Genomic DNA, 17,329 nt, shown 5'->3' with positions numbered 1-17,329 from the left:
CCGTCGTCCCAGCGCAGGCTGGGACCCAGAATCTCACGTCATACCCAGCACCGCGCCCCATCCAACATTCTGGATCCCAGCCTGCGCTGGGATGACGGTGGGTTAGCATAAATTCAGCGAAAGACCCGGCTACTCACATTCACTGCTGAAGGCGACGTTGCTCACCAATACGGCCCTTCAACACCACCCTGCCCCCCAACACCGTCGTCCCAGCGCAGGCTGGGACCCAGAATCTCACGTCATACCCAGCACCGCGCCCCATCCAACATTCTGGATCCCAGCCTGCGCTGGGATGACGATGGGTTACCATAAATTCAGCGAAAGACCCGGCTACTCATATTCACCGCTGAAGGCGACGTTGCTCACCAACACGACCCTTCAACACCACCCTGTGCCCCAACACCGTCGTCCCAGCCTGCGCTGGGATGACGGTGGGTTAGCATAAATTCAGCGAAAGACCCGGCTACTCACATTCACTGCTGAAGGCGACGTTGCTCACCAATACGGCCCTTCAACTGCCCCCCAACACCGCCCCCCGTAGGAGCGACCTTGGTCGCGAAACCTGCAAACCTCGGCAGGTCCGTCGTTTGCAAGGTTCGCTCGCAAGCCAGCGCCTACAACACCGCGTTCTATTTGAAATCCCGACTGCCCACCTGCAACCCACTCAACAACGGCGTCAAATCCACCAACCGCTTGGCAATCAAATGCTGCACCCCATCCTTGGCCTCCAGCTTGCCTTCCACCTGCATCAGACTTGCGCCCACCAACACCCGCCGCTGCCGCTCGCCCAGCTCGTTCCACACCACCACATTGACCATGCCGAACTCGTCTTCCAGGGTGACAAAAATCACCCCGCTGGCGGTCTGTGGGCGCTGGCGGCCTTTTACCAGGCCGGCCACGCGCACGGCGCTGCCATCTTCGGTGGCTTTCAGCTCGGCCGAGCTGCGGCAACGGCGGCTGCGCAATTCCCCCCGTAGTAAGCTCAAGGGGTGCGGGCCGAGCGTGGTGCCCAGCGTGGCGTAGTCGACCCACACGTTATCGACCACGCTCGGCGCCGGCAGCGCCACGGCCTCGTCCACCACCGGCAAGTCGGCAAACAGCGGCGCCTGCTCGTGCACCCCGGCCACTGCCCACCGCGCGTTATGCCGATGCCCGGCCAGGCTGCGCAAGGCGCCGGCATCGGCCAGCAGTTCGCGGGCGCGAGCGTCCAGCCCGGCGCGCTGAATCAGCTCGGTCACGCTGGTAAACGGCCGCAACGCGGCAATGCGCTCGGCCTCTTCCTGGCGAAAGCCCTTGATCATGCGCAACCCGAGGCGAATGGCCGGCTCGCCGGTGCAGTGCGGGTCGTCGGCGGCAAATTCCAGCGTGCAGTCCCAATCACTGGCCTGTACATCCACGACGCGGGTTTCGATCTGGTGGCGGCGGGCGTCTTGCAGCAACTGGTCGGGGCTATAAAAACCCATGGGCCAGCTGTTGATCAGGGCGCAGGCAAAGGCCGCCGGCTCGTGGCATTTCAGCCAGCAGCTGGCGTAGGTAAGCAAGGCGAAACTGGCGGCGTGGGACTCCGGAAACCCATAGCTGCCAAAGCCTTTGATCTGCTCGAAAATGCGCGCGGCAAACGCTGCTTCGTAACCGCGCGCCAGCATGCCCTCGGTGAGGCGCTGGCGGTGGTGCTCCAGGCCGCCATGGCGTTTCCAGGCGGCCATGGAGCGGCGCAGTTCATCCGACTCGCCACGGCTATAACCGGCGGCCACCACCGCCAGCTCCATCACCTGCTCCTGAAACAACGGCACGCCCAGGGTGCGCTCGAACACCACTTTCAGTTCATCCGACGGATAGCTCACCTTCTCCTCACCATTACGCCTTCGCAGGTACGGGTGAACCATATCGCCCTGAATCGGCCCCGGCCGCACGATGGCCACCTGAATCACCAGGTCGTAGAAGGTGTTGGGCCGCAAGCGCGGGAGCATGGCCATCTGCGCGCGGGACTCGATCTGGAACACGCCGATGGTGTCGGCGCGGCTGATCATCTCGTACGTGGTTTTGTCCTCGGCCGGCAGCGTTGCCAGGCTCCATTTCCGCCCTCGATGGTGCTCAATCAAATCGAAGGTACGGCGAATGGCGCTGAGCATGCCCAGGGCGAGAATATCCACCTTGAGCAAGCCCACCAGGTCAAGGTCGTCCTTGTCCCATTGAATGATGGTGCGCTCGGCCATGGCCGCGTTTTCCACCGGCACCAACATGTGCAACGGCTGCTCGGAAATCACGAAACCACCGGGGTGTTGGGACAAATGCCGGGGAAAGCCAATCAGCTCGGCGGTCAGCGCCAGCACCCGGCGCAGCTCGGGCAGGGTCGGGTCGAAGCCGGCTTCACGCAGGTCATCCAACGGCGGGCCGTCCTTGCTCCAGCGCCCGCAACAGTCGGCCAGGGCATTGATCTGATCCGGCGGCAACCCCAGGGCGCGGCCGACATCACGTACCGCGCCGGCACCGTGGTAGGTGCTGGCCACGGCCGTGAGCGCCGCGCGGCCCCGGCCGTAGCGGGTAAAAATGTACTGCAGCACTTCTTCACGGCGGTCGTGCTCGAAGTCCACATCGATATCCGGCGGCTCGTTGCGCTCTTTGGAGAGAAAGCGCTCGAACAGCATATTCATCCGCGCCGGGTCTATTTCGGTGATGCCCAAGGAAAAACACACCGCCGAGTTGGCCGCCGAGCCACGGCCCTGGCAGAGAATTTCCTGGCTGCGGGCGAAACGGACAATGTCGTGCACCGTAAGGAAATAACTCTCGTACCCCAGCTCGGCAATCAGCGCCAACTCGCGCTCCACCAGGTCCGTCGCCTTTTGCGGAATACCCTCGGGCCAGCGCCACTGCATGCCCTCCTCCGTCAGGTGCCGTAGCCAAGACGTAGCCGTGTGGCCGGCCGGCACCAGCTCGTGGGGGTACTGATACTTCAGCTCAGCCAAGGTGAAGGTGCAGCGCGCGGCAATGGTCAGTGTTTCGGCCAGCAATGCCGGCGGATACAAATGCGCCAGCGTTTCCAGCGGGCGCAAATGCCGCTCGCCATTGGCAAACAACCGCAGCCCCGCCTCGGCCACCGTGCAGTGATGGCGGATGGCGGTCATGGTGTCCTGCAGGGCGCGGCGGCCACGGGCGTGCATATGCACATCGCCCGCGGCCACGGCAGGAATGGCCAGGCGTTCGGCCAGGGCCAGCAACTGTTGCAGGCGCCGGTCATCGTCGGCGCCGTGGTGCAGCTCCACCGCCAGCCACAAGGTGTGGGGAAATAGCGAGCGCAGCCAGGCGCCCTGCTCGTTCACATCGCCAGCCAGGTCCGCCAGCCACAGCGCGCACAGGCCCTCCAGCGGCGCGGCAAAGTCCTCACGCAGCAACCGGTACTGGCCCTTTTCACTGCGCCGCCGGCCTTGGGTAATCAGCCGGCACAGGTGCTGGTAGCCGGTGAGGTTTTCCACCAGCAGCACCAGGCGCGGGCCGTCCTCCAGCGCCATTTCGCTGCCGACAATCAGCGGCAGGTCGGCGTCCTTGCTCGCCTGCCAGGCCCGCACAGTGCCGGCCAGGGTGCATTCATCGGTAATCGCCAGGGCCTGATAACCGTGGCGCTTGGCGCGCTCGAACAGCTCGGTGGCACTCGATGCACCGCGCTGAAAACTGAAATTGCTCAGGCAGTGCAGTTCGGCGTACGCCGCGCTCACGAGAACCAGCCGTGGACCATAAAAGGCCCCGGTTCGTCCTGGCTCACCGTGCGGTAAGCCCACACGCGCTGGCCGCTGCGGGTGAGCAACAGGTAGTAATCGCGGCGAACATCGCCGCCGTCCCACCAGCCAGACTCGATGCGCTCCGGCCCCGCCAGAATCTGCGGCGCCCGTTCACGCAGCGCCTGGGCCTCGCTCAGCAACCAACCGGGCCGAGGGGGACTGTCGCCCAACAGCGGCGGCTTGCTGCCGGCCGTGGCCTGCCAGGCGCACTCGGGGCGGTGGTCGGCGTGGGCCTGAATGCCCTGCACCGCCTCATCGCCCAGGCGCGCACGCAGGCGTTCGCGCAACTGCTGCCAGGGCACCGACTGCTGCGGGCGCTCATCAAACAGCTCGCGGTGCTCGGGCACAAAGGCCGGCAAATCCTTGGCCTGCAAACTCACCGCGCGCACCGGCGACTGCACCAGCAGCCGCTCCAGGCGGCCACGGGCCAGGTCGAACAACATGTTCGGTTCGCGCTCGGCGCTGAGCAGGCCGACGTCCACCTGGCTGCGGCTACCGTCCACATGCTCCAGGTGCACCACAAACCCCAATACGCCGCTGTCGCGCCCGGCGAGAAAAGCGGCCAGGTCCGCCGTCAGCCGGCGCAGGGGAAACAGCAGCGCCTGGTTCGACTCCACATCAAAATTCAGCTCGATGCGCACCTCAAACTGCTCCGGCGGCTGGTAACACTCCAGCGCCACCGCGCGTTGCCCGAGCAAGGTATCCAGGTGCAGCAACAGCCCGGCGTCAAAGCGTTTGGCCAGGGTATGGCGAGGCAGCGCCAGCACCTGCTGCACAGTACGCAAGCCCATGCGCGCCAGGGCGCTGGCGGTTTTGCTGTCCAGGCCCAGGCGATTGAGCGGCATGCGCGCCAGCACCTCGTGCAGCATCTGGCTATCGCTGACCGCCAGGCCGTCGTAAGCATTGGCGAGCATGCGCGCGGCCACCGGGTTGGGCGCCGCCACCAGGCGATGGCGAAACCCAAGCGCCGTAAGCTCGCTGCGCAAACGCGCCTCAAAACGCGGCCAGGGCCCGAACAGCGCCAGGCTGGACTCAATCTCCAGCAACAAAGCGCGCGGGTAACGCAGGCTCACCTGGGAACTGAAGGAATACGCCCAGGCCGCCAGAAACTGATGCCAGCGGGCGATGGCGCCGTGGTCGTATTCCACCTGGGTGAAATCGCGGCTCAGGGCCAGGGCCGTGGTCAGGCTCTGCCCCGCCTGCAAGCCCAGCTCGCGGGCGGCGTCGTTCACCGCCTGCACCACGCGGCGCTGCGCCGTGCCGGTAATCAGCGCCAGCGGCGCCTCGGGCTCGCTGCTGGCGCGCAATACGGCATCCAGAGCCAACTGCGGCAACACAATGCACACCCAGCGCATGGTCAGCGCGCCAGCGGCACGGGCATGGCCGGCGCCAACCCGCCCCGGCACTTGAGCACCCGCAACTGCGCCGGCTGGGTGTCGATGGCAATGCGCAGCGCGGCGGGCGACGGGTTAACAGCCTCCTTGAGCGGGCGGTAAGCGAAGGCCAGGGTTTGCCCCGTTTCGGCAGCCACCTGCAGGCGGCGCAGCGAGCGGTCATCGGCCTGCTGCGGCCAACTCAACACCGCACCGCAACTGCCCGAGCGCAGGCATTGTTCGGTCGCCCACAACGCATCGCGGCCGCTGGTTTGAATAATGCTCAGCCAGCGCAGGTCGACACCGGCCGCCAGCCAGGCACTCGGGTACGGAATGCCCGGCGGCGCCACCAACACCACCCGCTCACCGGCCGCCGTCAGCCGCGCCAGGGTCGGCCAAAGCAACTGCAACTCCCCGACACCCGGGGCATTCAGCAGAATTTCGCTCAACGCCGCTTCCGGCCAGCCACCCGTGGGCAACAGCGCATCCAGCGTCGCGTGGCCGGTGGCGATATGCCCCGCCTGCTGCGGCATGGCCCGGCCCTTCCACACGCGACGGCGGTCGAGCAAGGATTCCAAAGAGACGACATTGCCTGCCACGGCAGCGTCGGCAAGAGAGAGTGGGGTAGGAAGCATGGTGCAGCTCAGTAGGAAATTACTGTATGTGTATACAGTAAACCTAAATAAGCGGGGGCTGGTCAATGGCAAACGACAAGAGGCAACGTCGCCTCGTAGGGTGTGTTGTGCGCACCACGGCGTACATACAACCATCGCCTGGTGCGCGGAGCACACCCTACAAAAATCGGCGTTTGCTCATCTGCTATGCACACCTGACGAGATCAAAAGCAACACCACCGAATCGGACGCCCTCCTCACCCGCAGTCGATCTCGGCCACGCGTAGGAGAGCGGGAAACAGGCATTCGCTACAGCCGCCAGGCGCTTGAAAAATTACAAACATCCCACGCAACGCGTCTACGCCTGTAACCTATTCGCGTGCTGCCGCTGGGCCTATAGTCGTTTCGTCGTTGCCAAATCAACGACCGGGTTTGACCGCTCGACTTCTTAGCTCCGGCGCAAAAGCGCCCCGTCCCATCTGGAAGCTGGCGCTTTTTTTGTGCCTCGACTTTCAGCTATGGCGGCTGTACGTGGGACACCTTCGGGTGTGCCGGGTTTGGGAGTTACCGGTCGGTCAACCCATGTACAGCTGCCACCTAATTCGTTTGACCGCGAACGGAGGCAGATAAACTCCTTCAAAGGTAAAACCTCATGAACCACGAAACCGCAGTAACCAAAACCAGCACCTTCTGTGTACCCGACGGCTTGCCGCTTTTTTCGGTCAACGCTGGCGTTCCCGTCAGTGATGCGCTGGAGCAATCGGCCATTCTGTTGGACTGCATCAAGCACCTGATCGTGATCCGTGACACCACCGATCTCGACAAACACGCCACCGTCCTGCAATACCTCACCGAGATGGCAGAAGCCCTGGTAGACGCCACCCGCCCTGTGGAATAAGGCGTCGGAACAGGCCGCGTGCTTTTTGCGCGGCCTGCTCTAAGTGGTGGGGGCGGTTATGTAGCCTTGAGCTTGTAATACGCGGGATCAGCCATATGCACTTTTCCAGGCCCGCCCAATCGAGGCTGAAGCCTCTCTTACAGGGAGTCGAGGCTCTATGCAGGAGAGGCTTTTCCTTGAGCTTTTGATTGTTGTTCAGCAGCGGCAACTAAGCTTTGATCACCAAACTCAACGCCTCTTCCGCCAACTCATCCAGACTCATTGGCCCTTCTGCGCGAAACCACGTGGTACTCCACGACAGCGCCCCGGTCAGAAACCGGCGTTGCACAAACGGGTCGCCTTTGAAGTAGCCCGCTGCCTTGGCTTCGCCTAGCACTTGCAGCCAGATCTGCTCGTAGGTGTCGCGCAGGTTGAGGATGTAGGCCTGGCCTTCTTCTGAGAGCGAGCGCCATTCGTAGACGAGCACGGCCATCGCTTCGCCGGTGCCGCCCATGATGGATTGCAGTTCGCAGCGGATCAGCGCCAGCACGCGTTCGCGCACGTCGCTGGCATCGGCCAGGGCGGCGGTCATAAGGGCGGTGTTGTAGAGGATGGTTTCTTCCATCACCGAGCGCAGAATTTCGTCTTTGCTTTTGAAGTGGTGAAAGATGCTGCCTGACTGAATGCCCACCGCGCTGGCCAGATCGCGCACGGTGGTGCGGTCGTATCCTTTGCTGCGAAACAGGTGCGCTGCGGTTTGCAGTAGCTTGCCGCGGGCGCTTTCCGGGTCTGTGACCTGGCCGTCGTCCACCAGCGCGCGCATCACCTTCTGGGCTTGTTGCTCGTCCACGCGTATTCCCCCTAGCCCGACGCCCGGCCTTAGAAGTGGCAAGTGCTTGTCGGCATTGGTGAAATTTAAGCGTGCCAGCCGAACCAAGCAAGCGCTTGGCCGTGCTTTCGTTGAGAAAGGTGAAGTTGCCACTTCCATAACCAAGCGCTTGCTTGGTATGGTCAGCACATCGATCGGCCAACGGACTTAATTCCAATGACAAAAACCGTACGCATCGGCTGCGCTTCCGCCTTCTGGGGCGACACGTCCACTGCCGCCGCGCAGTTGGTAAACGGCAGCGAACTGGATTACTTGGTGTTCGACTACCTGGCCGAAATCACCATGTCGATCATGGCCGGCGCGCGCATGAAGAACCCCGAGCAAGGTTATGCCGGCGACTTTATCGAGGTGCTCGCCCCGCTGCTGCCCACCCTGGCGAGCAAGAAAATCCGCGTGATCAGCAATGCCGGCGGCGTCAATCCGCAGGCCTGCGCGGCGGCCTTGGCGGCGGCCTGCGAGAAAGCCGGGGTATCGCTGAAAATTGCTGTGCTGCATGGCGATAACCTGCAAAGCAAACTGCCGGAACTGAACAAGGCCGGCACCCGCGAAATGTTCACGGGCAACCCGCTGCCGCCCATGTGTGTATCGGTAAACGCTTACCTCGGCGCGCCGGGCATTGTGGAGGCGCTGGCCTTGGGCGCCGACATCGTGATCACCGGCCGGGTGGTCGACAGCGCGGTGGTCAGCGCCGCCCTGGTGCATGAGTTTGGCTGGAGCTGGCAGGACTACGACAAGCTCGCCCAGGCCGCCCTCGCCGGCCATATCATCGAGTGCGGCGCGCAGTGCACCGGCGGCAATTTCACTGACTGGGAAAGCGTGCCGGACTATGAGCACATCGGCTTTCCGCTGATTGAAGTGCACGCAGGCGGCGACTTTATCGTCAGCAAGCCGGCGGGCACCGGCGGCCTGGTTACGCCGTTTACCGTGGGCGAGCAGATGCTGTATGAAATCGGCGACCCGCGCGCTTACCTGCTGCCGGATGTGGTGTGCGATTTCACCCAGGTGCAGCTCAGCGAAGTGGGCGAAAACCGCGTGGAGGTGCGCGGCGCCAAGGGCTTGCCGCCTACCGACCACTACAAGGTGTCTGCCACCTACCCCGACGGTTTCCGCTGCACCGCCAGTTGCCTGATCGCCGGCATGGATGCGGTGAAAAAAGCCCAACGGGTAAGCACGGCCATCATCCGCAAAACCGCCGAGATGTTTGCCGACCGTGGCTGGCCCGGTTATGTGGAAACCAACATTGAACTGCTCGGCAGCGAGGCCACCTACGGCCCTCACGGCCAGCGCCAGGACAGCCGCGAAGTAGTGGTGAAGCTGGCCGTACGGCATGCCAAGAAAGAAGCCCTGGTGCTGTTCTCCCGCGAGATTGCCCAGGCTGCTACCGGCATGGCGCCGGGGCTGACTGGCATTGTCGGCGGCCGCCCTACCGTGTACCCGGTGATTCGCCTGTTTTCCTTTCTGGTGGATAAAACCGCCTGCACGCTCTCGGTCGAGCTCAATGGCGAACGCCACCCGGTTGCCCTGCCCGAAGTTGATGCCTTTGACTTCGCCAGCCTGCGTGAAAACCAGCAAGCGCCGCTGCCCGAAGGCGACGCCGATGCCAGCGTGCCGCTGATCAAACTGGCCGTGGCGCGCTCCGGCGACAAGGGCAACCACAGCAATATCGGCGTTATGGCCCGCGAGGCGGAGTACCTGCCGTGGATTGCCGCCGCGTTGAGTGTGGAAGCAGTGGCCGACTGGATGGGCCATGTGCTTGACCCCGTGCACGGGCAAATCAGCCGATGGTATTTGCCGGGCTGCCATGGGCTGAATTTTTTGCTGGAGAACGCGCTGGGCGGCGGCGGCGTGGCGAGTTTGCGTATCGACCCGCAGGGCAAGGCGTTTGCGCAGCAGTTGCTGGAGTTTCCGGTGCCGGTGCCCAAGGCGTTGGCGGAGAAATTGGCCAACTAACGCCGTCGTTCCAGCGCAGGCTGGAACCCAGGCGCGGTACTTACAGATGTGTACGCCGCACCATTCTGGATTCCAGCCTGCGCTGGAATGACGGAGTAGAAGGTGGACATGCGGGTAAAAAACAAAAAAGCGAGAGAGCCGCACATGAGCTACGACTCCATCTACAAACCCACCCTCTTCCAGGGCCAAACCATCATGGTCACCGGCGGCGGCAGTGGCATTGGCCGTTGCACTGCCCATGAGCTCGCCGCCCTCGGCGCCCACGTGGTGTTGGTGGGGCGCAAGTGGGAAAAACTCGAAGCGACCACCGCCGAAATCGTCGCCGATGGCGGCAGCGCCAGTTGGAAAGCGGCCGATATCCGTGAGGAAGAGGTGGTTAAAGCCATGGTCGCCGAGGTGCTGGCCGAGCACGGCCAGATCCACCATCTGGTGAACAATGCCGGCGGCCAGTACCCGGCCCCACTGGTGTCGATCAATCAGAAAGGTTTCGAAACGGTGGTGCGCACCAACCTGGTGGGCGGCTTTCTGGTGGCCCGCGAAGTGTTTACCCAGTGCATGAGCAAACAGGGCGGCAGCATCGTCAATATGCTCGCCGACATGTGGGGCGGCATGCCCGGCATGGGCCACTCCGGCACCGCCCGCGCTGGCATGGAAAACTTCACCAAAACCGCCGCCGTGGAATGGGGCCACGCCGGTGTGCGGGTCAATGCCGTGGCGCCAGGCTGGATTGCGTCCAGCGGCATGGACACCTACCCCGACTCGATGAAAACCATGATCCGCTCGCTCAAGGACCATGTGCCCCTGCAACGCATCGGCACTGAATCGGAAGTGGCCTCGGCCATCGTGTTTCTGCTCACCCCCGGCGCCAATTTCATCAGCGGCAACACCATCCGTATCGACGGCGCCGCCAGCCAGGGCAGCCGTGCCTGGAGCCTGGGCAAGGCGAAGAACAGCGAGTCGTACAACGGCTTTCACCGTGCCTATGTGCCGGACGTGCTCAAACCTGCGGACAACAAGGAGTAAGTCATGCCGGTGATTCAATCCGAACTGGACGTGCACAGCGCCGACTACGCCCGCAACCGCGAGGCCATGCTGGCCACCATTGCCGCCTTTCGCGAGGTGGAACAGAAGGTGTTGGACAAGGCGGCCGAGGCCAAAGCCAAGTTCGACAAACGCGGCCAGCTGCTGCCGCGCGAACGCCTGAATTTGCTGCTCGACCCCGGCGCGCCGTTTCTGGAGCTGGCTTCGCTTGCCGGCTACAAGTTGCATGACGACAAGGACGGCACCCAGGCCGGTGGCGGCATCATTTCCGGCATTGGTTATATTGCCGGCGTGCGCTGCCTGGTGAACGCCAGCAACAGCGCGATCAAGGGCGGTACCATTTCCCCCAGCGGCCTGAAAAAGACCCTGCGCCTGCAACAGATTGCCTTCGAGAACAAATTGCCGGTGGTCACCCTGGCCGAAAGCGGCGGCGCCAACCTTAACTACGCGGCGGATATTTTCGTGGAAGGCGCGCGCGGTTTTGCCAACCAGGCGCGCATGTCGGCCATGGGGTTGCCGCAGGTTACCGTGGTGCATGGTTCCAGCACGGCCGGCGGCGCGTACCAGCCGGGGTTGTCGGATTACACCGTGGTGGTGCGCGGCAAGGCCAAGATGTTTCTCGCCGGCCCGCCGCTGCTTAAAGCCGCTACCGGCGAAGTGGCCACCGATGAAGAACTGGGCGGCGCCGAGATGCATGCGCAAACCGCCGGCACCGCCGAGTACCTGGCCGAAAACGATGCCGACGGCGTGCGCATTGCCCGCGAAATCGTCGCCATGCTGCCGTGGAATGAACAACTGCCCCATCGCCCGCGCAAAGCGGTGCGCGAGCCGCTGTACCCGGCCGAAGAGTTGCTGGGCCTGATCCCCAGCGACGCGAAAAAACCGTACGACGTGCGCGAGATCATCGCCCGTATTGCCGACGGCTCGGAGTACCTGGATTTCAAACCCGAGTTCGATAACCAGACCATTTGCGGCCAGCTGAAAATCGAAGGCCTGGCCTGTGGGTTTATCGGCAACAACGGCCCGATTACGCCCAAGGGGGCGGCCAAGGCGGCGCAATTTATTCAGCTGTGCGACCAGAGCAATACGCCGATTCTGTTCTTTCATAACACCACCGGTTTTATGGTCGGCACCGAGTCGGAACAGCACGGCGTGATCAAGCACGGCTCCAAGCTGATTCAGGCGGTGGCCAATGCCCGAGTGCCCAAGTTGACCATCGTGGTCGGCGGCTCGTACGGCGCCGGCAACTACGCCATGTGCGGCCGTGGCCTGGACCCACGTTTTATCTTCGCCTGGCCCAACAGCCGCACGGCGGTAATGGGCGGCGCCCAGGCCGGCAAGGTGCTGCGCATCGTCACCGAAGAAAAACACCTTAAGGAAGGCAAGGAAGCCGACCCGAAAATGCTCGACATGCTGGAAACCGTGACCGCGCAAAAACTCGACAGCCAATCCACCGCGCTCTATGGCACCGCCAGCCTGTGGGACGACGGCCTGATTGACCCGCGCGATACGCGCAAGCTGCTGGGTTTTCTGCTGGATATCTGTGCCGAAGCCGAGGTGCGGCCTTTGAAGGCCAATACCTTTGGTGTGGCACGGTTTTAACGTATCGACCGTAGGTTGGGTTGAGCAACGCGAAGCCCAACAACCCGGAACGCCGCCAATGTTGGGCTTCGCTGCGCTCCACCCAACCTACGATTTGACCGAATCACCGATTTTCTGAGGAGAACAAAAAAAATGATCATCACCCAGGAACACGAAGAACTTCGCCGCACGGTGCGCAACTTTGTCGACAAGGAAATCAACCCGCACGTTGATGAATGGGAAAAGGCCGGGCGTTTCCCGATCCACGACATTTTCAAGAAGGCCGGCGAGCTCGGTCTGCTGGGCATTTCCAAGCCGGAAAAATTCGGGGGCATGGGGCTGGATTACAGCTACTCCATCGTTGCAGCTGAAGAGTTCGGCACCATCCAGTGCGGCGGCATTCCGATGTCCATTGGCGTGCAGACCGATATGTGCACCCCGGCGCTGGCGCGCTTTGGTTCCGATGAATTGCGCGACGAATTTCTGCGCCCGGCCATCACCGGCGAAGCGGTCGGTTGCATTGGCGTGTCGGAAGTCGGCGCCGGCTCCGATGTAGCCGGGCTTAAAACCACCGCCCGTAAAGACGGCGACGATTACGTGATCAACGGCAGCAAGATGTGGATCACCAACTCGCCCTCGGCCGACTTTATGTGCCTGTTGGCCAACACCTCGGACGACAAGCCGCACGTCAATAAATCGCTGATTGTGGTGCCGATGACCACCAAGGGCATCAGCGTGTCGCCGCACCTGGACAAACTCGGCATGCGCAGCTCGGAAACCGCCCAGGTGTTCTTCGACGACGTGCGCGTGCCGCAGCGCAACCGCATCGGCCACGAAGGCGCCGGTTTTATGATGCAGATGCTGCAGTTTCAGGAAGAGCGCCTGTTTGGCGCGGCCAATATGATCAAGGGCCTGGAGTACTGCGTGGACGCCACCATCGAGTACTGCAAAGAGCGCAAAACCTTCGGCCAGCCGCTGATCGACAACCAGGTCATCCACTTCCGCATGGGTGAGCTGGCCACCGAAATCGAATGCCTGCGCGCTCTGGTTTACCAGGCCACCGAGCAGTACATCAAAGGCCGCGACGTGACCAAACTGGCCTCCATGGCCAAGCTCAAGGCCGGGCGCCTGGGCCGCGAAGTAACGGACAGCTGCCTGCAATATTGGGGCGGCATGGGTTACATGTGGGACAACCCGGTGGCCCGCGCGTATCGCGACGTGCGCCTGGTGTCCATTGGCGGCGGTGCCGACGAAATCATGCTGGGCATCATCGCCAAGCTGATGGGCACCCTGCCAGGCAAGAAGAAGGGCTGAGCCATGACCTTACCCGCCGTCACCACCTTGCTGCTGGAGCGCGCCCAAGGCGTGCTCACCATCACCCTTAACCGGCCGGACGTGCGCAATGCCATGAGCCTTGCCATGGTGGAAGAACTACGCGCCGTGCTGCGCACCAGCGCCGCCGATGCCAGCATCCGCGCCCTGGTGCTGCGTGGTGCCGGCGGGCATTTCTGTGCCGGTGGCGATATCAAGGACATGGCCGGCGCCCGCGCCCGTGCGCAAACCGACGGTGAAGACGCCTACCGCCACCTCAACCGCGCCTTCGGGGCCTTGCTGGAAGATGCGCAGAACGCCCCGCAGGTGCTGATTGCCGTGCTTGAAGGCGCGGTGCTGGGCGGTGGGTTTGGCCTGGCCTGTGTGTCGGATATCGCCATTGCGCAGAGCGGCGCCAAATTCGGTTTGCCGGAAACCAGCCTGGGGATCATTCCCGCGCAAATTGCGCCGTTTGTGGTCAAGCGCATCGGGCTCACGCAGACCCGGCGTCTGGCGCTTACGGCGGCGCGGTTTGATGGTGCAGAGGCGTTGCGCCTGGGCCTGGTGCATTTTGCCGAGGCCGAGGTGGAGGAACGTTTGGCGCAGGTGTTGGAACAGGTTCGCCAATGCGCGCCGGGCGCCAATGCGGCGACCAAAGCGCTGCTGTTGGCGACTGAAAACGAGCCTTTAAACACCTTACTCGACGAGGCTGCCGGGTTGTTTGCCGCCGCTGTGGTGGGTGAGGAAGGGGTGGAAGGGACGATGGCGTTTATGCAGAAGCGTAAGCCTGGGTGGGCGGTGTGACCGCTTTTACCCCTCACCCTAGCCCTCTCCCACAAGGGGAGAGGGAACCGCTTGTCTCCCCTCTCCCGCGTGCGGGAGAGGGGACGGGGGTGAGGGCAAGCTGCAACCACAATAAAAACAGGAGCCCACTAGCCCATGCCAGCCTTTAACAAAATCCTTATTGCCAACCGCGGCGAAATCGCTTGCCGGGTCATGCGCACTGCCCACGCCCTGGGCTACCGCACCGTGGCCGTGTACAGCGAAGCCGACGCCGACGCCCGTCATGTGCAACTGGCCGACCAGGCCGTGTGCATAGGCCCGGCGCAGGTCAATCAGTCGTACCTGTCGATCGAGGCCATCATCGCCGCCGCGCAAAAAACCGGTGCCGATGCGGTGCACCCCGGCTACGGCTTTCTCTCGGAAAACGCCGCCTTTGCCCAGGCCTGCGAAGCGGCCGGCATCGTGTTTATCGGCCCCACTGTAGAAGCCATTCACCTGATGGGCAGCAAGCGCCTGTCGAAAATCGCCATGCTGGCCGCTGGGGTGCCGTGCATTCCCGGTTACGAAGGCGCTGAGCAGGACGACGAGGTGCTGGCCGGCGAAGCCGAGCGCATCGGTTACCCGCTGATGATCAAGGCCAGCGCCGGTGGCGGTGGGCGCGGCATGCGTCTGGTGCATGAGGCGGGTGAGTTGTTGGCGCAGATCCGCACTGCGCGCTCGGAGGCGCAAAACGCTTTTGGCTCCGGCGAGCTGATTCTGGAACGCGCTGTGCTGCAACCCCGGCATGTGGAAATTCAGGTGTTCGGCGACCAGCACGGCCACATCGTTTACCTCGGCGAGCGCGACTGCTCGGTGCAGCGGCGCCATCAGAAGGTGGTCGAAGAGGCGCCCTGCCCGGTGATGACGCCTGCGCTGCGTCAGGCCATGGGCGAGGCGGCGGTAAAAGCGGCGGCGTCGGTGAATTATGTCGGTGCCGGCACTGTGGAATTTCTGCTCGACCCAAGCGGTGAGTTCTTCTTTCTGGAGATGAACACCCGTCTGCAAGTGGAGCACCCGGTTACCGAGCTGATTACCGGGCAAGACCTGGTGGCCTGGCAGCTGCAAGTCGCCGCTGGCCAACCCTTGCCATTGCCTCAGGATAAAATTCAGCTGACTGGCCATGCCATGGAAGTGCGGCTGTATGCCGAGGACGCGGCCAATAACTTTCTGCCGCAAACCGGCGCCGTGCTGCGCTGGGAGCCGGCGCTGCTGGACGGCATTCGCATCGACCATGGCCTGGTGGAAGGTCAGCGCATCACGCCGTTCTACGACCCTATGCTGGCCAAGGTCATCGCCTACGGCGCCACCCGCGACGAAGCTCGGCGCAAGCTGGTGCGGGCGGTGGAAGACTGTGTGCTGCTGGGTGTAAACGGCAATCAGCGCTTTCTCGCCAACCTGCTGGCCCATGAGGAATTTGCCGCGGGCAACGCCACCACCGCGTTTATTGCCGAGCACTTCCAGGCCGATGAAAGCCTGAGCCCGCAGCCGCCCAGCGCCTTTGAACTGGCCAGCGCTGCCGCCCTGCTCTACCAGGCCGGCGCCGAGGCGCGGGCGCATCAGCCGGAACTGGCGGGTTGGCGTAACGCCGGCAATGCGCCATGGCGGTTTGTGCTCAAGCATGGCGAGACCAAATACCCGGTGGAGCTGGCGGTGCAGCAATCGGGCCCGCAACCGCGCCTGTTGGCCAGCGTAGGCGAACAGCAACTGGACCTGCAATTGCTGAGTCACGACGGCCGTTGGGCCAGCGTGAACATCGACGGTGTGCGCCAGCGCCTGGCCTATTATCACGCTGGCCAGCAGCTGTGGCTGTATGGCCATAACGGCAACCTGGAGCTGCACGACGTCACCCATGAGCCGGTCAGCGCAGCCGGTGCGGCAGCCTCGGGGGTGATCAAGGCGCCGATGGATGGGGCGATTGTCGAGGTGCTGGTTAGCGAGGGCGAGCGCGTCAGCAAAGGGCAACTGCTGGTGGTGCTGGAGGCGATGAAGATGGAGCATCCGCTCAAAGCGGCCAGTGACGGCGTGGTGCGGCGGGTGCAGGCCAACAAGGGCGACCAGGTGAAGGGTCGGCAGGTGTTGGTGGAAATCGAGGCAGACCCACTGACCTGACTGCCAACCACCGTCATCCCCGCGCAGGCGGGGACGACGGGTGTTTGTGTGAAGAGCTCTGTGACATCCCGGATTCATCAAAACAAGCGATTTAAAAACAATAAAAACCCTTGGAGATTCACCTTATGTCCCTGTCCGGCAAAACCCTGTTTATCTCCGGCGCCAGCCGCGGCATTGGCCGTGAAATTGCCCTGAAGGCCGCCGCCGATGGCGCCAATATCGTCATCGCTGCCAAAAGCGCCGAGGCCCACGCCAAGCTTGAGGGCACCATTCACTCGGTGGCCGCCGAAGTCGAAGCCGCCGGTGGCAAAGCCCTGGCCCTGCAATTGGATGTGCGTGACGAAGAGGCGGTAAAAGCCGCCATGGCGAAGGCTGCCGAACACTTCGGCGGTATCGATGCGCTGGTAAACAACGCAGGCGCCATCAAGCTGGTAGGCGTGGAGCACCTGCCACCCAAGCGTTTTGACCTGCTGTTTCAGATCAACACCCGCGCCGTGATGGTCTGCAGCCAGGCCGCCCTGCCGTACCTGAAGCAGAGCAAGGGCCATATCCTCAACCTGTCGCCGCCACTGAACATGGACAGCAAATGGTTCGCCCAACACGGCCCCTACACCGTGACCAAGTACGGCATGAGCATGCTGACGCTGGGCATGAGCGAGGAATTTGCCAAGTACGGCATCAGCGTCAATTCGCTGTGGCCCAAAACCATGATTGCCACCGCCGCCATCGAGTTCGAGCTGGGCAGCCGTGAGGCGTTCAAGCGTGCGCGGGTGCCGGCGATCATGGCCGATGCCGCGCATGCCATTCTCGCCAGCAGCGGCCGGGCCATTACCGGGCGCCTGCTGATTGATGAGGACATCCTGCGTGAGCAGGGCCAAAGCGAGTTCGAGCACTACCGCTTCGACCCCGCTGGCGGTCCGCTGATTCAGGACCTGTTTGTGGAGTGATGGGTTTGCCCATCTGCCCGGCTTTGCCTGCGCCAGGGC

At 63.2% G+C, this 17,329-nt stretch carries 12 protein-coding genes; 8 read left to right on the top strand and 4 right to left on the bottom strand.

From position 1 onward, the window contains the following. Window positions 1–629 precede the first annotated feature (629 nt). Genes PKE98_RS23835 through imuA form a run of 3 tightly spaced genes read right to left on the bottom strand, consistent with a single transcriptional unit; the run spans window position 630 to window position 5,784 of the window. Window positions 630–3,713, bottom strand: coding sequence for an error-prone DNA polymerase (locus PKE98_RS23835; RefSeq protein ID WP_271197916.1), 3,084 nt, complete (start codon window positions 3,711–3,713; stop codon window positions 630–632). After that, entirely contained in the window at window positions 3,710–5,131 is a 1,422-nt protein-coding gene (locus PKE98_RS23830) for a Y-family DNA polymerase (protein WP_271197923.1), read from the bottom strand. The genes PKE98_RS23835 and PKE98_RS23830 overlap by 4 nt, the downstream gene beginning before the upstream one ends. A 2-nt stretch (window positions 5,132–5,133) precedes the next feature. Beyond that, on the bottom strand, window positions 5,134–5,784 hold the full coding sequence (gene imuA, locus PKE98_RS23825; protein ID WP_271197915.1) for a translesion DNA synthesis-associated protein ImuA: 651 nt from the start codon (window positions 5,782–5,784) through the stop codon (window positions 5,134–5,136). A gap of 631 nt (window positions 5,785–6,415) precedes the next feature. Between imuA and PKE98_RS23820 the strand changes: the two genes are divergently transcribed. Continuing rightward, on the top strand, window positions 6,416–6,661 hold the full coding sequence (locus PKE98_RS23820) for a DUF3077 domain-containing protein (protein WP_271197913.1): 246 nt from the start codon (window positions 6,416–6,418) through the stop codon (window positions 6,659–6,661). Window positions 6,662–6,869: 208 nt separating this feature from the next. Here PKE98_RS23820 and PKE98_RS23815 read toward each other — a convergent pair whose 3' ends face one another. Beyond that, window positions 6,870–7,490 carry a TetR/AcrR family transcriptional regulator gene (locus PKE98_RS23815; RefSeq protein ID WP_271197912.1) on the bottom strand — a complete coding sequence of 207 codons (621 nt, stop codon included), beginning with the start codon at window positions 7,488–7,490 and terminating at the stop codon, window positions 6,870–6,872. A 195-nt stretch (window positions 7,491–7,685) separates the two neighbouring features. On the opposite strand from PKE98_RS23815, the gene PKE98_RS23810 reads away from it, so the two are divergent. The 7 genes from PKE98_RS23810 to PKE98_RS23780 all read left to right on the top strand — a co-directional run bounded on the left by PKE98_RS23810 (window position 7,686) and on the right by PKE98_RS23780 (window position 17,290). Next, window positions 7,686–9,479: an acyclic terpene utilization AtuA family protein gene (locus PKE98_RS23810; protein ID WP_271197911.1), complete on the top strand. Its 1,794-nt coding sequence runs from the start codon at window positions 7,686–7,688 to the stop codon at window positions 9,477–9,479. A gap of 144 nt (window positions 9,480–9,623) precedes the next feature. Beyond that, window positions 9,624–10,502, top strand: a complete 879-nt coding sequence (locus PKE98_RS23805) for an SDR family oxidoreductase (RefSeq protein ID WP_271197910.1) — start codon at window positions 9,624–9,626, stop codon at window positions 10,500–10,502. A gap of 3 nt (window positions 10,503–10,505) precedes the next feature. Beyond that, window positions 10,506–12,122 carry a geranyl-CoA carboxylase subunit beta gene (gene atuC / locus PKE98_RS23800; protein ID WP_271197909.1) on the top strand — a complete coding sequence of 539 codons (1,617 nt, stop codon included), beginning with the start codon at window positions 10,506–10,508 and terminating at the stop codon, window positions 12,120–12,122. Between the two features lie 132 nt (window positions 12,123–12,254). After that, window positions 12,255–13,415, top strand: a complete 1,161-nt coding sequence (atuD, locus tag PKE98_RS23795; RefSeq protein WP_271197908.1) for a citronellyl-CoA dehydrogenase — start codon at window positions 12,255–12,257, stop codon at window positions 13,413–13,415. 3 nt (window positions 13,416–13,418) lie between these two features. Continuing rightward, a complete protein-coding gene (locus tag PKE98_RS23790) occupies window positions 13,419–14,216 on the top strand; it encodes an enoyl-CoA hydratase/isomerase family protein (protein WP_271197907.1) in 798 nt (265 codons plus the stop codon). A gap of 135 nt (window positions 14,217–14,351) precedes the next feature. Beyond that, a complete protein-coding gene (locus PKE98_RS23785) occupies window positions 14,352–16,343 on the top strand; it encodes an acetyl/propionyl/methylcrotonyl-CoA carboxylase subunit alpha (RefSeq protein ID WP_271197906.1) in 1,992 nt (663 codons plus the stop codon). Window positions 16,344–16,468: 125 nt separating this feature from the next. Continuing rightward, window positions 16,469–17,290: an SDR family oxidoreductase gene (locus PKE98_RS23780; protein ID WP_271197905.1), complete on the top strand. Its 822-nt coding sequence runs from the start codon at window positions 16,469–16,471 to the stop codon at window positions 17,288–17,290. Window positions 17,291–17,329: the final 39 nt, after the last annotated feature.

Origin of the sequence: Pseudomonas turukhanskensis, from assembly GCF_027922365.1 — a bacterium.
GTDB lineage: Bacteria > Pseudomonadota > Gammaproteobacteria > Pseudomonadales > Pseudomonadaceae > Aquipseudomonas > Aquipseudomonas turukhanskensis.
The sequence above is the reverse complement of the archived record's forward strand: the minus strand, read 5'-3'. Positions and strand labels throughout refer to the sequence as shown.

Bases quoted from the DNA above. Each gene is read 5' to 3' on its own strand.
- PKE98_RS23830 (WP_271197923.1), bottom strand. From the start codon at position 5,131: ATGCGCTGGGTGTGCATTGTGTTGCCGCAGTTGGCTCTGGATGCCGTA.
- imuA (WP_271197915.1), bottom strand. From the start codon at position 5,784: ATGCTTCCTACCCCACTCTCTCTTGCCGACGCTGCCGTGGCAGGCAAT.
- PKE98_RS23820 (WP_271197913.1), top strand. From the start codon at position 6,416: ATGAACCACGAAACCGCAGTAACCAAAACCAGCACCTTCTGTGTACCC.
- PKE98_RS23810 (WP_271197911.1), top strand. From the start codon at position 7,686: ATGACAAAAACCGTACGCATCGGCTGCGCTTCCGCCTTCTGGGGCGAC.
- PKE98_RS23805 (WP_271197910.1), top strand. From the start codon at position 9,624: ATGAGCTACGACTCCATCTACAAACCCACCCTCTTCCAGGGCCAAACC.
- atuC (WP_271197909.1), top strand. From the start codon at position 10,506: ATGCCGGTGATTCAATCCGAACTGGACGTGCACAGCGCCGACTACGCC.
- atuD (WP_271197908.1), top strand. From the start codon at position 12,255: ATGATCATCACCCAGGAACACGAAGAACTTCGCCGCACGGTGCGCAAC.
- PKE98_RS23790 (WP_271197907.1), top strand. From the start codon at position 13,419: ATGACCTTACCCGCCGTCACCACCTTGCTGCTGGAGCGCGCCCAAGGC.
- PKE98_RS23785 (WP_271197906.1), top strand. From the start codon at position 14,352: ATGCCAGCCTTTAACAAAATCCTTATTGCCAACCGCGGCGAAATCGCT.
- PKE98_RS23780 (WP_271197905.1), top strand. From the start codon at position 16,469: ATGTCCCTGTCCGGCAAAACCCTGTTTATCTCCGGCGCCAGCCGCGGC.